The following is a 14,296-nucleotide window of genomic DNA, read 5'->3' as shown; positions in this document are numbered from 1 at the left end:
CCTAGCCGCAGTATGCCAAACGATTTGCATGCGGGTTACGCCTGTGATTCGTCGATAAAGACTTAGGGAGCTGATCCGATGACGCATCGCCTGTCCCGTAGGTCCCTGGCAACGGTGGTGGCGACGACAACCGCGGCGCTCGCGCTGGCCGCCTGCTCGACGAGTGGCGGCTCGTCGACCGACAAGGGCGCCGGCGAAGGCCCGGTTCCCGAGCCGACCTCCCCCGTGACCATCTCGTTCGCGTCGTGGGTCGGCGCGGAGCCCGACATGAAGACGCTGGTCGACAAGTTCCAGACCGCGCACCCGAACATCAAGATCGAGCTGCAGAACATCCCGTCCGAAGAGGCCAACGAGAAACTCACCGCCCAGGTCGCCGGCGGCAATCCCCCCGACGTCGCGTTCATCGACGCGAGCACCACCGCCCAGTTCGCCTCGCGGAAGGCGCTGGTCAACCTCGACAACTACATCAAGCGCTCCGAGGTCGTGAAGGCCGACGCCTACGTGCCGGCGTTCAAGACCTTCGTGACCTACGAGAACAGCATGTACGGCCTGCCGTTCGACGGTGAGTCGACCGCGCTGTTCTACCGCACCGACCTGTTCCAGGCCGCCGGCATCAGCGCGCCGCCGACCACCTGGCCGGAGTACGAGGAAGCGGCCAGGAAGCTGACCAACCCGGCCAAGCGCACCTACGGCAACGCCATGTTCGCCAGCTCGCCGGAGGCCGCCTACTACTGGTATCCGTGGCTCTGGCAGGCCGGCGGCAAGCTGCTCTCCGACGACGGCAAGCAGGTGCTCTTCAACTCGGCGGAGGCCAAGAGCGCGGCCGAGTTCTACGTGAAGATGGCGCAGTACGCGCCGAAGGACTACCTCAACTCCAACTCCTACGACGGCCGCCAGGCGTTCGCCAACGGGCAGGTCGGCATGTATGTCGCCGGTTCCTGGTTCGCCGGCACGCTGGGCGACGAGTTCCCGCAGATCGACGGCAAGTGGTCGGTCGCGCCGTTGCCGAAGGGCTCGGCGGGGTGCGGCACGACGATCGCCGGTGACGCGCTGGTCATGTTCAGCCAGGGCAAGAAGGCCGACGCGGCCTGGAAGTTCATCGAGTTCCTCAGCCAGCCCGACAACGTCGCGCAGTGGACCTACAAGTCCAAGGCCGGCACCACCCTTCCCCCGATCAGCAGCCTGCTCGACTCCCCCGACCTGGTCGCGACCAAGCCGATCCTCAAGGGCTTCGCCGAGGCGATGCCGTGCGGCGTGAGCAACGTGGTCGCCAACCCCGACTGGCCGAAGATCGAGGAAGCCATCAACGCCGAACTGGCGAAGGCCATCTACGGCGAGCAGACCGCGGCACAGGCGCTCGACAACGCCGCCGCCGAAGCCGAGAAGATCATCAGGTGAGCGCGCGGGGGCGAGGAGCCCGCAACGGCGTCCTCAAGAGAATGTGGCGGGAGCGGTCCGCGTACGGGTTCCTCGCCCCCGGCCTCATCCTGTTCTCCATCTTCACCGTCTTCGCGCTGGGGTTCGCGTTCTACCTGACCTTCCGCGAGTGGAACATCCTCGAGCCCGAGAAGCCGTTCATCGGCCTCCAGAACTACCAGGATCTGGTGCACGACAAGGACTTCGGCCGGTCGATCATCAACACCGCCTACTTCACCGGCGCCTCGGTGCCGCTGGGCATGCTCGTCGGTCTGTGCGTGGCGCTGCTGCTCAACCAGCCGATCCGCGGCCGGGGACTGCTGCGCACGCTCTACTTCCTGCCCACCGTCACCCCGTTCGTGGTCGCCGCGATCATCTGGAAGTGGCTCTACAACGGCGACTTCGGGCTGTTCAACTACTACCTGCTCAAGACGCACCTGATCACCGAACCGCTGGTGTGGCTCTCCGACAAGAACCTCGCGATGCCGGCGGTCGTGCTGATGAGCGTCTGGACCAGCGTCGGCTTCTCGATGGTGGTCTACCTCGCGGCGCTCCAGGCGATACCCAACGACCTCTACGAGGCGGCCCGGATCGACGGCGCCGGCGCCTGGGCCCGGTTGCGCTATGTCACCTGGCCGATGCTCCGGCCGTCGACGCTGTTCCTGATGGTGATGGGCATCATCGGCTCGTTCCAGGTGTTCACCCAGATCTACATCATGACCAGCGGTGGCCCGCTCAACCGCACCACGACGATGGTCTATTACATCTACGAGGCCGCCTTCAAGTTCTACGAGATGGGGTACGCGAGCACGCTGGCGTACGCGCTGTTCCTGATGTTGCTGGTGTTCACCGCGCTCCAGCTCCGCCTCTACCGGAGGGCTGACGTGTGACGGCAACAATCTGGCGCCGCCGGGTGTGGCTCGGTTTCTGCTACGTCGTGCTGGTGCCCGGCGCGATCCTGTTCCTGGCACCGTTCGCGTGGCTCGTCTCGGCGTCGTTCCAGCACGTCGGCGACATCTTCTCGTGGCCGCCACAGTGGATTCCGAAGAACCCGACGCTCGACGGCTACAAGGGGTTCTTCGGGATCGGCAAGGCCGGTGAACTCGCGCAGGGCAGCGAGGGCGCCTGGCGCTGGTTCCTCAACAGCGCGTTCGTGGCCGGCTCGGTGACGACGCTCCAGCTCTTCTTCAACTCGCTGGCGGCGTACACCTTCGCGAAGCGCCGTTTTCCCGGTCGCAATCTCATCTTCCTGGTCTTCCTGGCCACCATGATGGTGCCGCCGCAGGTCACCCTGATCCCCAACTACCTGGTCCTCAAGCACGTGCCGTTCTTCGGCGGCAACGATGTGATGGGCCAGGGCGGGCACGGCTTCCTCGACTCCTACTGGGGGCTGATCCTGCCCGGCGCGGTGAGCGCGTTCGGCATCTTCCTGCTGCGGCAATACATGATGTCGATCCCCGACGAACTGCTCGACGCGGCCCGGATCGACGGTGCCGGCGAGTTCCGGGTGTTCTGGAAGGTGGTGCTGCCACTCTGCGCGCCGGCGCTGGCGGCCACCGCGATCTTCACGTTCACGTACGCCTGGGAAGACTTCCTCTGGCCCTTGATCGTGGTGTCGAGTTCCGACCACTACACGGCACCGCTCGGGTTGGCGCTGTTCGTGGTCAAGAACCGCACGTCGTGGAACCTGCTGATGGCCGGTTCCGTGGTGGCCACCCTGCCGATGGTGGTGGTGTTCCTGATCTTCCAGCGGAGGTTCATCCAGGGCATCTCGATGAGCGGGCTCAAGGGCTAGCGCGTTTGGGGCGCATCCCGAACAGGTAGCGGGTGACCCGGGTGCGGCGGACGAGAACCTCGTAGGCGGCCAGGGTCAGGGCCAGCGACGCCACCACGATCGCCAGATATTTGACGATGATCGGAGCGTGCCAGCCGACCACGCCGTAGGCGACGGCGACCACGATCGGTTGGTGCAGGACGTAGATGGGCAGGGCGCCCTCCGCGAGGTAGCGGTAGGGCCGCCCTGGCTCGCGCCTGCCGGTGCGGCTCAGGTTTCGCCGGTCGAGCAGGCCGAGGATCGCCACCACCACGCACCAGCCGGCGAAGCCGAACAGCGCTCGGGCGACGATGGCGTGTGCGGTCATCGTGGTGAACGGATCGTCGCCGGCCGTCAGGAGCACCGGCCCACACGCGGCGAAGACCACGACTCCGGCGATCGCGGCCGGCACGGCGTCGCGGCGCATCGCGATCCGGAAGCGCTCGTCGGAGCCGAGCAGGAAGCCGCAGAGGAAGAAGAGCAGATAGGCCCAGCGGCTCCAGCCGGCGAACGGCTCCTCCATGCCGATGAAGGCGCAGATCGCCGACGTGGCGAGGGCGGGCAGCAGCACGACGCCGCGGTGGGCGACCGCTCGGCCTTGATCCCCCCGGAACCAGCGGGCGATCGGCGCCAGGAGGAGCGAGAAGGTCAGCAGGAGGACGACGAACCAGAGGTGGCCGGTCTCGAAATAGTCGCCTCGCAGGACGAACGGGAAATCTGACAGGTCGAGGTGGACCTCGTAGAACTTCGGCAGGAAGCGCAGGTAGCTCTCGTGGTAGCCGGGGTCGGCCGCCTTGAGCCGCAGCCAGACCGGCACCGGAAGGAACGTCAGGATCGCGAAGAGCAGCGGGACGCCGAGCCGTTGGAGCCGCTCGCGCACGAAGCCGCCGGCGCCGCGGCGGGCCATCGAGTGCCACGAGCCGAAGCCCGCGATCAGGAACAGGGCCGGCATCGCCCAGAGCACCCCGAAGCCGGCCAACACCGTGGTGACGTCGGTCGTTTCGGCGTTTTTGACGTAGTAGTCGTCGGACGCGTCGAACACCAGGGCGGCGTGGAAGAACACCAGACCGACCACGACGAGGGTACGGATGGCGTCCAGCTCGGGCCGGCGCTCATCCACTGTGGTCCGTTGCGCCGTCTCCGTCACGGGTTCAGGATGCCGGCCGGCGGCCGGTGCCGGCTACCCCGTTCGGCCCTCGAGCCACTCTTCGAACGTCGTCGACCCGATGCGGGCGTCGTCGCCGGGCAGCAGCACCTCGCCCGCCATCTCCACGCCGAGCGGGCTGTCGCGCCAACTCGCGACCAGCCGCACCGGGTCGCCCTGCGCGGCGAGCGTGCGCCGGGCCATGTCGACCAGGTCGTGGGTGTCCGGTCCGGCGATCTCGATCAGCCGGCCGAGCGGCTTGCCCACCGCGACTTCGGCCAGGACAGCGGCCACGTCGACAACCGCGATCGGGCGCATCAGCAGCGGCGGGACGATCGACCGGTCGCCGTCCCGGGTCCAGCCGGCGACCATCGCCGGGAAGTCGTAGAACTGGGTCGAGGCGACGATGGTCCACGGGATCGCGCCGTCGCTGACCATGGCCTGCTGGATCCGCTTGCCGGCGTAGTGCGCGTTGCCCTCAACGTCGTCGATGCCGACGATCGAGAGCAGCACGTGGTGGCCGACGCCGGCCCGCTGCTCGGCGGCGAGCACGTTCTCGGTCTCGGCGGCGAAGAAGCGCTCGGCCGCGGACCGGTCGGTCAGCCCCGTGTTGGCCACGTCGACCACCGCCTCGACCCCGTCGAGCGCTTCGTCGAGCCCCTTGCCGGTCGTGACGTCGACGCCCGAGCGCCGCGACACGGCGACCGGGTCGTGCCCGGCGGCCCGCAGGGCGTCGACCGTGTGCCGGCCGACCAGTCCCGTGCCGCCGATGACTGCCACTCGCATGTCCGTACCCCCTGATCTGTGCCGTTGATTTTCCCCTGCCGAACCCGCGAAACCGGGTCGTTGTGGTTTGATTCGGCATGATCATGTCGATTCGGGACGTCGCGCACCGGGTCTACGCGCGCCGGCTTCGACGCGGGTTGACCGCCGTGCCGCGGCACATCGCGATCGTCACCGACGGCAACCAGGACGCTGGGCACATCGACCGCGTGCTGGGCTGGTGTGCCGAGGTGGGGATACCGTGCGTGAGCGTCTACGCCGCCGCCGAAGTGGTCGAGGCGGTGCGCCGGCAGCTCGTGGGACCCCGACCTCTACCTCTGTGACGTCCACCGGGCCGGCTACCGCAAGATCGATTTCCTGCGGGCACTCCGGGCGTACGAGGGCCGGCTGCGCGGTTCTGTCGTACCCGGCGGCTAAGGTCGTGGTGTTCGTCCGATGCTGATCATGGGGGCTCAGATGTCCACCACCGTCGATCCCGCGCACGCCGCGGCCTTCGACTCGCAGGCCGACTACACGGCCGCGGTCGAGCAGGTCCGCGCGGCCGCCCGTGACTACTACTCGGGTTCCACGCTGGCGATGGACGACGCCACCTATGACGCCCTGATCGCGCGGGTCGCGGCGACCGAGGCCGCCCGTCCGGAGTGGACGGTCGCCGAGTCGCCGACCGAGGTGGTCGGCGCCGGCGGCGGGGTGGTCGGCGACGTGCCACACACCACGCCGATGCTCAGCCTCGACAACGTCTTCGACGCCAACGGCCTGCGCAAGTGGGCCGCCCGCCTCGACCGCATCCTCGGCCGCCCCGCCGGCGGCTACACGGTCGAACCCAAGATCGACGGCCTGGCGATCTCGGCCCGCTACGTCGACGGCGCCCTGACCCAGGTGATCACCCGCGGTGACGGCCGCGCCGGCGAAGACGTCACCGGCCAGGCCCGCCGCGCCGTCGGCCTGCCACATCAGCTCGGTTCGCCGGTCACCCTGGAGATCCGCGGCGAGGTCTTCATGACCGAGGCCGACTTCGCGCTGGCCAACGAGTTGCGCACGGGCCACGGCGAGCCACCGTTCGCCCACCCCCGCAGCGCGGCGGCGGGCACCCTGCGGGCGGTCGACCGGGCCTATTCGGCACCGCTGTCGTTCTTCGCCTACGCGGTCCACGGCCTCGACCCGGCGGCCCACCTGTCCCACTCGGGCGCGATGGCTTATGTGGCGTCCCTGGGCGTGGTGACGACGGCGGGCTCGGCGGCCGGCATGCCCCTGTGCGCGACCATCGACGAGGTGATCGCCGCGATCGAAACCCTCGACGCCAACCGCCTGACGCTGGGCTTCGGCGTCGACGGCGCGGTGGTCAAGGCCGACCTGGCGGCAGACCGTGACGAGGCCGGCTCGTCGAGCCGCGCCCCACGCTGGGGCATCGCCTTCAAATTCCCGGCCGACACCCGCACCACGACGCTGCTCCGCATCGAGGTCCAGGTCGGCCGCACCGGCGTGATCACCCCGGTGGCGGTCCTGGAGCCGGTCCAGATCAGCGGCGTCACGGTCACCTCGGCAACCCTGCACAATTTCGACGACCTGGTCCGCCGCAACGTCCGCGCCGGCGACACAGTCTTCGTCCGCCGAGCCGGCGACGTCATCCCAGAGGTGACCGGCGCCAAACTAGACGAGCGCCCGGAGACGTCCGAGCCTTTCACCCCACCGGCCGAGTGCCCCCGCTGCGGCGGCGAGATAGACCGCTCCCAGAAACGCTGGCGCTGCACCCGCGGCCGCGCCTGCGGCGCCCACGAATCATTGGCCTACTACACGGCCCGCACGTCAATGGACATCGAAGGCCTGGGCGACAAAATCATCGACCTACTGGTCCGCGCCGGCCTGGTGACCGACCCCGCCGACCTCTACGACCTAGACGTAGCCACCCTCAAGCCCTTGGACCGCATGGGCGACGTCTCAGCCGGCAAGCTGGTCGCCAACATCCAGGCCTCAGCGGCCCAGCCCTTCTCCCGCGTGCTGACCGGCCTGGGCCTGCGCATGACCGGCCGCTCAATGTCCCGCCGCCTGGCCCGCCACTTCCAAACCATGGATGCCCTACTGGCCGCATCGGTCGAAGACCTACAAACGGTCGAGGGCGTAGGCCCAGAGCGTGCGGTAACGATCGCGTCCGAGCTGATCGAGCTCCGCCCAGTGATCGACAAACTGATCGCCCGAGGCATCAACATGACCGAGCCCGTCGACCCCACCGCGCCGCCAACGGCGGATGCCGAGACGGCTCCGACAGCCCCCCTCCGCAAACCCGACGGCTCCCCGATGACCGTAGTAGTGACCGGCGCGGTCCCCGGCTTGACCCGTGACGAGGGCAACGAGGCAGTCGAACGCCTGGGCGGCAAATCCACGAGCTCAGTCTCAAAGCGCACCGACCTGGTAGTCGTCGGCGAAGGCGCCGGCTCCAAGGCGGCCAAAGCCGAAGACCTAGGCATCCCAACAATGCCAGCGCAACGCTTCGCCGACCTCCTAGGGGCCCACAACTCCGGCGACACCGCCCAGGTAGCAGCCCTCTTGTCCGAAACCTTGCCGGCGCCCGCAGTTCTCTAGAAATCCCTCCGCGTAACGACGCGCCCGCTCACCGGGTTGGCCAATGGCCCTCAGGTGAACAACACCGAATTCGAATGGGCGCACCTCCACTCGAGACGGCAAGTGCGGCTGTCCCGCACTAAGCCCTTTGCCCGGCGCGACCCGGGCGTTGCCGGCTACCGAACCCCCCGACTTCCAACCCGGCCGACCGGAGCCTCCAATGTCGGCGCGTCGCTACTCCGGCGTGTCGAGCCGGGCCGGGCATGCGGTCTCGCACGGTACATGTTCTTTTATGTAGGCACACGAAAGAACATGTACGCCGCGTGAAGACACCCCGCCGCCAGCACGCCACGCCCGAGGTTGTGAGGCATCCTTTGTCTGCGGCCGGGCCATGACCTGGCCGTCCTTCGCGCTGCAGGCAGAGCCGCACCGCGAGCAAGCCGCCTCGCAGCCAAGGCCGCATCAGGCGAAGCCGCGTCGCCAGGCGGAGCCGCGTCGCAGGCGAAGCCGCGTCACGAACAAAGCCACATCGCCGGCAAGGCCACCTCGCAGCCAAGGCCGCATCAGGCGAAGCCGCGTCGCCAGGCGGAGCCGCGTCGCCAGGCGGAGCCGCGTCGCAGGCGAAGCCGCGTCACGAACAAAGCCACATCGCCGGCAAGGCCACCTCGCAGGCGACGCCGCGTCGCGCGAAGCCCCGTCACGAGCATGTTCACACGTCGCAGGCGAAGCCGCTTCTTGGCAAGATGCGTCGCGGGCAACACCGCGTCCGAATGAGGGCGCGTTCGCCACAAAGTCACCCCTTGCTGTTTCTGGGAGCATCACCGAATGGATCTGCGACCGTTGCCACGTTGCGTGGGGTGTGGGTGGCGGCGGCCGGGGCGGGCGCCGTCGTGTGTGGCCTGTTTGCGGTGGATTGACGATGACATCGGGAGGGCCTGGCTGCGGGCGCTGCGTGACTACGACGTAGGGGATGACGACGTGCCGGCGTTCGCTGCCACAGTCGCTGCTGACCCGCGTGGGGTTGGGTGGCGGGTCATGGATGCCGCTCTCGCGCATACAACCTGTTCGGCTTGCGGTGCGGCGCTCGGGGCCGGTGCGGTCGGTTGCGAACAATGCGACGCGGCGCACGGCTGGCGGTGGTTGGCCGCTGAGCAGGACCGCGCGGGCGTGCCGCCGGGGAATGAGCACGCCATCCGGGTTGCCACCGCCGTCGCACGGTTGGCGCACCGGTTTCCCGCGCATATGGTGCCCCGCTACGCGGTCACGCTGCCGTTGCTCATCGCCGGCGGGCTGTCTGCCGGCGGCGATGCGCGGGCCGCGCAGCGTTGGCTCGGCAACGGGGGCACGCTCCGAGCGCTTGACTCGGCACCATCGACCACCGCCATCAAGGAGCTCGTGCGGCATGGGCGGCCACAGTAGACAGAACACAGGCTGATCGTCGGTCACGCGGACCTCATGGGCCACCTCACGGTAATCACGTGAGTCCCGTGCGTGAGACCAAAACTGCTCACTCGGCAGCACCTTGGTGAATCTGGCTGACAAACGCGAAGAACCATCACTTAGCGCCAATGGGCCCTGCTACAGTCGTGGTTCGCTGGGTAACTTCGCCGGAAGTCCGCGCAGGGGGCGATGAGATGCCACGTGCGGTCTCGGCCGGCTCGAAGACGCTGGCCTCCGCTTTGCCGGCCGGGGTGTTCGTCCTGGTCGGACTGCTTGCCGCAATCGCATATCTGCTCACCGACGGCACCGTGGCCAATGACGTCACGTTCGCCGTCGTTGGTTTGGGCGCGGCCGCCGCGCTGATCGTCGGGCCGCGTCGGTTTCGGGCGCGGCCGCGTTGGCCCTGGACTCTGCTCGCTATAGCCTCCGTGCTCTTCGTGGTCGGTGCGGCCATTCGGCCGTGGTCGACCGAGCAGAGCGGGGCGACCGAACTTGCCGGCGACGCGTTCACGCTGCCCGGATATGCGTTCATGTTCGCCGCATTGATCGGCTTCCTGACCGTCAAACACGGGCCCAAGCGGCACGCGATCATCGACGGGTTGCTGCTCGGGATCGGCGCGGGGTTGATTTTCGCCTTGCTCTTCTCGATGCCGGCCGCCGGCATCGAGAACCGCTCCGCCGCCGTGTCCACCGTCGCGGGGCTTTATCCGCTCCTCGACCTGGTGCTGGTTCTGCTGGTCGCCAACGTCGCCTTCACCACCTCGATCCGCGGCCCCAGCTACCTCATGCTCATCGGTTCGATGGTCTTGTTGCTGGTGGGCGACATCGGCTACGCCATCATCGGCGTCAACGGCACGCTCAACGGCAACCGCCTGATCGACCTGCCCTTCGTCCTCGGCTTCGTGCTGATCGGCGCCTGCGCGCTGCACCCGTCGATGCGCGACATCGGCCGGCGTACCCCCTTGCCTGTCCAAGCTTGGTCCTGGCGCCGGTTGCTGCTGATCATCCCGGCGCTCGCGGTCCCGTTCGTGCTGACCGCGGCGATCCCCAACCAGACCACGCTCGACCGCATCGTCCTGGCCGTCGGCGGCGCGCTGATGGTCGCGTTGCTGCTGTTGCGGGCGGTTTCCGCGGTGCAGGCCTACGCGGCCGCGCAGCGCGAATACGAATACCAGGCCACGCACGACCACTTGACCGCGCTGCCCAACCGCGCGCTGCTCGTCGACCACGTCGGGCAGCTGCTCGCCCGGCCTGCCGACCCCGACCGGCCCCTGTGGCTCTTCTTCCTCGACCTCGACGGGTTCAAGCTGGTCAACGACTCGTGGGGGCACTACGCCGGCGACCGGGTGATCGTCGAGGTGGCCCGCCGGCTGCGCCGCACGGTGCCGGCCGGCGCCGCTGTGGCACGGGTCGGCGGCGACGAGTTCGTGATCGCCAACCAGAGCACGCCCGACGAGGCGGTCGCGCTCGCCGAGCGGATCCTGGCCAGCCTCACACTGCCGCTCAAGGCGACCGCGTCCGACGTGGTGGTGTCCGGGTCGATCGGCATCGCCAGTTCCGCCGCAGTGCCGGTTTCGAAGACCGGGATGACCGACGTCGTACGCGGCCCGCAAGCCGCCGGCCCCGTCATGGTCACCGGCGAGGGGCTGCTGCGTGACGCGGACACCGCGATGTATCAGGCGAAGGCCGAGGGCCGCGGTGGCTGGGTGCTGTTCGATTCGACCATGCATGACCGGGTACGCGACCGGATCGACATCGAGCTCGCCCTGCGCCATGCGCTCGCGCACGACCAGCTCCGCCTCGCCTACCAGCCGATCGTCCGGATGAGCGGTGCGCGCCTCGCCGGGGTCGAGGCGCTGATCCGGTGGGAGCACCCGACGAAGGGGACGATCGCCCCGACCAAGTTCATCCCGGTCGCCGAGGAAACCGGGCTGATCACCGACCTGGGCCGCTGGGTGATGCGCGAGGGGCTCCGCCAGCTCGCCGAGTGGCGCCAGAACGACGTGGTCGCCGACGACTTCTGGTTGTCGATCAACGTGTCACCGCGCCAGCTCCGCGACCCCCGCCTGTCCGGCGAGCTGGCCGAAGCGCTGGTCGAGCACGGCCTCGACGGCTCGTCGGTGATGCTGGAGATCACCGAGTCGGTCATGGTCGACGGTTCGCAGGTCACCGACCAGGTGATGGCGGATCTGCGCGGCCTGGGCGTCCGCCTCGTCGTCGACGACTTCGGCACCGGCTTTTCGGCGCTGGGCTACCTCCGCCGCCACCCGGTCACCGGTGTGAAGATCGACCGGGCGTTCGTCGGCGGCCTCGGCACCAACCCGGAAGACGAAGAGATCGTCCGCGCGGTGGTCGCGATGAGTTCGGCGCTGGGCCTGAGCGTGGTCGCCGAGGGCGTGCAGACCCAGTCCCAGCGCGACGTGCTCCAGGCGCTCGGCGTCGTCTACGGCCAGGGCTGGCTGTGGGGCCGACCGCAGGACCCGGAGACCTTCGCGCGCCTCCGCCGCCCCGCGACCATCGGCCGAGGTGGCGCCCTGGCTCGCGACGCCGAACCGATCCCCCGCCCGGTGCCCGGTCTGGGTGCCGCACCCACCGAAGCCAACGGCGACCTGGCCCGCCGTCTCCTCGACCCGATCCCCGCCGAGCCCAAGACGGCCAACGGCGTTCGCCGCCCGACCCCCACCGGCAACGGCAACGCACCGCGGGTCGGGGTCGACCGGGCCGCGGCGAACACCAACGCCGCCGACCAGCACGAGGGCGAAGACGTCCGGCCGGGAGCCGAGACCGCAGCACCGGAAGCCCCCGCCACCGACGCCAAGCCGGTTGCGCCGAGCCGCGGCAACGCGGGTCGTGGCCTCGAACCGCCCGCCCCGCCCACTCACCCGGTGCCGCGCGTCCCGGTCAAAAACCGCCGCCGCTCGGCGACCGACGCGACCGAGCCGACGGGCGACGGCGCACGCGGCGCCGACGGGGTCGAACTGGTCGCCCGAATCCGCATCGAGAGTGACGCCAGCGTCGCCCTCCCCCGCGCCGACCGAGAATGATCACTCGGGCGCGTTGTCGGCCTTTCCTCCGATTACGTAGGGAGTCGTATATCCCTCGTATGCCAGGTGGGCGATCATCCCGTCGGTGGCGTGGGGCAGGTTGTGGCAGTGGTCGAGCCAGATGCCGGGATTATCGGCCTTGAAGGCGATCACGTAGGTTTCGCCGTCGTCGACGTCGAGCGAGTCGGTCCACCATGGACTGCCGCTGGTCGCCACACCGTTGCGGGACAACACCAGGGCTACGTGGCCGTGCAGGTGCATCGGGTGCACCTCGCCCGAGTCGTTGCTGATCGTCATCTTGACGATGTCGCCGGTGCGCACCATGAACATCGGCACGTCGGGGTAGAGGTGGCCGTTCATCGTCCACCACAGCCCGGGGCGGCCGTCGAGGAAGCCGGGCGACCGGCCAATGCTCAACGCGAAGTCGCGGTCGAAGTGTGACGTGTCCAGGTCGACCGGGGCCGGCGTGCCGTAGGTCAGCAGGTCGACCACCGCCTCCGGGTTGACCGCGGCCGGCGCCGACGCGCCCGCGGGACCGACCACCAGCGACGAGCCGGCGCCGAGGTCGACCCGGACGGCGCCGCCTCCGGCCGGTGGCGTGACCGAGAGGTCGGCGCGACCGCCGGCCGCGATCACCAGCCGCCGGTCGGTGATGTCGGTCGGGCCGTGCAGGTCGTGGCCGTCGACCGCGAGCACCCGGTAGGGCGCCCCGGTCACCGACACCGGCAGCGGCCCGTTGTCGGTGTTGATCAGCCGCAGCCGGGTGGGCACCCCGGCCGGCGCCGGGATCGGCCGCTCCCCGGTCGCGCCCTGCACCGTGCGCCGGCCGTCGTAGGTGTGCACCTGGGCCACGACGTCGGAGGGGGCCGCGTCGACCACCAGGGCGCCGAACAAGCCGCCTTTCACCTGTTCGTGGGACACCTGATGGGAGTGGTACCAGTAGGTGCCGGCATCGTGCACGACGAACCGGTAGGTGTGCCGCCCGCCGACCGGCACCGCGTCCTGGGTCACCCCGGCGACACCGTCTTCGGCGTTGGGCACCCGCACGCCGTGCCAGTGCAGCGCCACACCGTCGGGCACCGACTCGTTGACCAGGTCGACCTGGACCAGGTCGCCGACCTTCGCGCGGATCTCCGGACCCGGCGACGCGTGGTTGAGCGTGAAGCCGTCGACCCGCTCCCCCGAAGCCAGCGAGAACGACTCCTCGCGCGCGGTCAACGTCGCCGTCACCGCCGGCGTTCCCGAAGACGGGCCGGTCAAGGTTGCGACGCTCACTCCCCCGGCATGCTGGTGCCCGGCCAGGGGAACGGCGCCGCCGCCGTAGTCGGCGTAGCCCATCTCGAGCACCGAATAGGTCGACGGGACCCGGCTGTCGAACCAGAGGTAGCCGAGCGTGCCCACCAGGATCAGCGACAACCCGATCGCACCCCAGCGGGTGAGGTGGCGGACCCAGCTTCGACGCCCGGCGGCCTCCGCACCGCCGGACGACTGCGCCGGGTCAGAAGGGAAAAGGGCATGGTCGTGCGCCCCGGCCGAGCTTGTCGCCTGCTCGGCCGGGTCGTCAAGCGCCGTCATGCGCCCGCGGTGACCCCTGGGTCGCTGCTCCCGACGGGGGCGGCGACGGAGGTGTCAGGGCTGGACGCACGGGAGGCACGGCTGCCGGCCATGCCGGCGATGCCCGCGATCGCGAACGCGTTGAGGGCGTGCAGCATGCCCACCACGGGCGCGCTGAAGGACACGAAGGCCAGCACGATCTGGAGCACGACGAGGCCGACCGTGATCCAGGCGCGCGCCACGCCGCCGGGGACCTTGGCGAAGAACGAGACGATGCCGAAGATCAGCGCCAGCGCGGGGATGACCATCATGCCGACGACCGAGTGCAGCATCTGGCCGACGTTGGCGTCGGTGTCTTCGGTGAACGCGACGCCGTCGCCCGCGTTCTTGAAGATGTCGAACGCGCCCCAGGCGACGAACAGCACCTGGAGCACCACGGCGAGCGCGATCAATCTGGACAGCCAGATGAACAACGAGCGCATCGGAACCCCGTTCGAAGAGTCTGTGTCGGACGCGATGACTCTATGACCGGGCTGTGACAGG

11 protein-coding genes are annotated in these 14,296 nt (G+C 69.2%); 7 read left to right on the top strand and 4 right to left on the bottom strand.

Annotated features, from left to right (window positions below):
* Positions 1–78: 78 nt before the first annotated feature.
* Genes DFJ67_RS22030 through DFJ67_RS22020 form a run of 3 tightly spaced genes read left to right on the top strand, consistent with a single transcriptional unit; the run spans position 79 to position 3,211 of the window.
* A complete protein-coding gene (locus DFJ67_RS22030) occupies positions 79–1,398 on the top strand; it encodes an ABC transporter substrate-binding protein (RefSeq protein WP_147315567.1) in 1,320 nt (439 codons plus the stop codon).
* Positions 1,395–2,306 carry a carbohydrate ABC transporter permease gene (locus DFJ67_RS22025; protein WP_147315566.1) on the top strand — a complete coding sequence of 304 codons (912 nt, stop codon included), beginning with the start codon at positions 1,395–1,397 and terminating at the stop codon, positions 2,304–2,306. Before DFJ67_RS22030 ends, DFJ67_RS22025 begins: the two co-directional genes overlap by 4 nt.
* Entirely contained in the window at positions 2,303–3,211 is a 909-nt protein-coding gene (locus tag DFJ67_RS22020; RefSeq protein WP_116069717.1) for a carbohydrate ABC transporter permease, read from the top strand. The genes DFJ67_RS22025 and DFJ67_RS22020 overlap by 4 nt, the downstream gene beginning before the upstream one ends.
* Here the strand turns inward: DFJ67_RS22020 and DFJ67_RS22015 are convergent.
* Together DFJ67_RS22015 and DFJ67_RS22010 are read right to left on the bottom strand one after the other, a co-directional pair.
* On the bottom strand, positions 3,201–4,376 hold the full coding sequence (locus DFJ67_RS22015; RefSeq protein WP_203784268.1) for an acyltransferase family protein: 1,176 nt from the start codon (positions 4,374–4,376) through the stop codon (positions 3,201–3,203). The two genes, DFJ67_RS22020 and DFJ67_RS22015, sit on opposite strands and share 11 nt — an antisense overlap.
* A 33-nt stretch (positions 4,377–4,409) precedes the next feature.
* Positions 4,410–5,159, bottom strand: coding sequence for an SDR family oxidoreductase (locus tag DFJ67_RS22010; RefSeq protein WP_116069715.1), 750 nt, complete (start codon positions 5,157–5,159; stop codon positions 4,410–4,412).
* A gap of 83 nt (positions 5,160–5,242) precedes the next feature.
* Between DFJ67_RS22010 and DFJ67_RS22005 the strand changes: the two genes are divergently transcribed.
* From DFJ67_RS22005 to DFJ67_RS21995, 4 genes are all read left to right on the top strand, one after another.
* Positions 5,243–5,479, top strand: a complete 237-nt coding sequence (locus DFJ67_RS22005; protein WP_147315565.1) for a hypothetical protein — start codon at positions 5,243–5,245, stop codon at positions 5,477–5,479.
* Between the two features lie 133 nt (positions 5,480–5,612).
* The gene (gene ligA, locus DFJ67_RS22000; protein ID WP_239097546.1) at positions 5,613–7,736 is read left to right on the top strand and encodes an NAD-dependent DNA ligase LigA; all 2,124 of its coding nucleotides are present in this window, start codon (positions 5,613–5,615) and stop codon (positions 7,734–7,736) included.
* A gap of 1,014 nt (positions 7,737–8,750) precedes the next feature.
* Positions 8,751–9,134, top strand: a complete 384-nt coding sequence (locus tag DFJ67_RS42340; RefSeq protein ID WP_147315564.1) for a hypothetical protein — start codon at positions 8,751–8,753, stop codon at positions 9,132–9,134.
* 215 nt (positions 9,135–9,349) lie between these two features.
* Positions 9,350–12,199 (top strand): putative bifunctional diguanylate cyclase/phosphodiesterase, encoded by a 2,850-nt coding sequence (locus DFJ67_RS21995; RefSeq protein ID WP_170215928.1) that lies wholly within the window; start codon positions 9,350–9,352, stop codon positions 12,197–12,199.
* On the opposite strand, the gene DFJ67_RS21990 is transcribed toward DFJ67_RS21995, so the two are convergent.
* Positions 12,200–13,774, bottom strand: coding sequence for a multicopper oxidase family protein (locus DFJ67_RS21990; protein ID WP_116069712.1), 1,575 nt, complete (start codon positions 13,772–13,774; stop codon positions 12,200–12,202).
* Positions 13,771–14,235 carry a hypothetical protein gene (locus tag DFJ67_RS21985; protein WP_116069711.1) on the bottom strand — a complete coding sequence of 155 codons (465 nt, stop codon included), beginning with the start codon at positions 14,233–14,235 and terminating at the stop codon, positions 13,771–13,773. Before DFJ67_RS21985 ends, DFJ67_RS21990 begins: the two co-directional genes overlap by 4 nt.
* Between the last annotated feature and the right edge of the window lie 61 nt (positions 14,236–14,296).

The sequence above is a fragment of the Asanoa ferruginea genome, from assembly GCF_003387075.1.
Lineage (GTDB): Bacteria > Actinomycetota > Actinomycetes > Mycobacteriales > Micromonosporaceae > Asanoa > Asanoa ferruginea.
Note: the sequence above shows the minus strand (reverse complement) of the source record. Positions and strands in the feature narration are given on the sequence as shown.

Excerpts from the sequence above, each read along its gene's own strand:
- DFJ67_RS22030 (WP_147315567.1), top strand. The coding sequence starts at position 79 with ATGACGCATCGCCTGTCCCGTAGGTCCCTGGCAACGGTGGTGGCGACG.
- DFJ67_RS22010 (WP_116069715.1), bottom strand. The coding sequence starts at position 5,159 with ATGCGAGTGGCAGTCATCGGCGGCACGGGACTGGTCGGCCGGCACACG.
- DFJ67_RS22005 (WP_147315565.1), top strand. The coding sequence starts at position 5,243 with ATGTCGATTCGGGACGTCGCGCACCGGGTCTACGCGCGCCGGCTTCGA.
- ligA (WP_239097546.1), top strand. The coding sequence starts at position 5,613 with ATGTCCACCACCGTCGATCCCGCGCACGCCGCGGCCTTCGACTCGCAG.
- DFJ67_RS42340 (WP_147315564.1), top strand. The coding sequence starts at position 8,751 with ATGGATGCCGCTCTCGCGCATACAACCTGTTCGGCTTGCGGTGCGGCG.
- DFJ67_RS21995 (WP_170215928.1), top strand. The coding sequence starts at position 9,350 with ATGCCACGTGCGGTCTCGGCCGGCTCGAAGACGCTGGCCTCCGCTTTG.
- DFJ67_RS21990 (WP_116069712.1), bottom strand. The coding sequence starts at position 13,774 with ATGACGGCGCTTGACGACCCGGCCGAGCAGGCGACAAGCTCGGCCGGG.
- DFJ67_RS21985 (WP_116069711.1), bottom strand. The coding sequence starts at position 14,235 with ATGCGCTCGTTGTTCATCTGGCTGTCCAGATTGATCGCGCTCGCCGTG.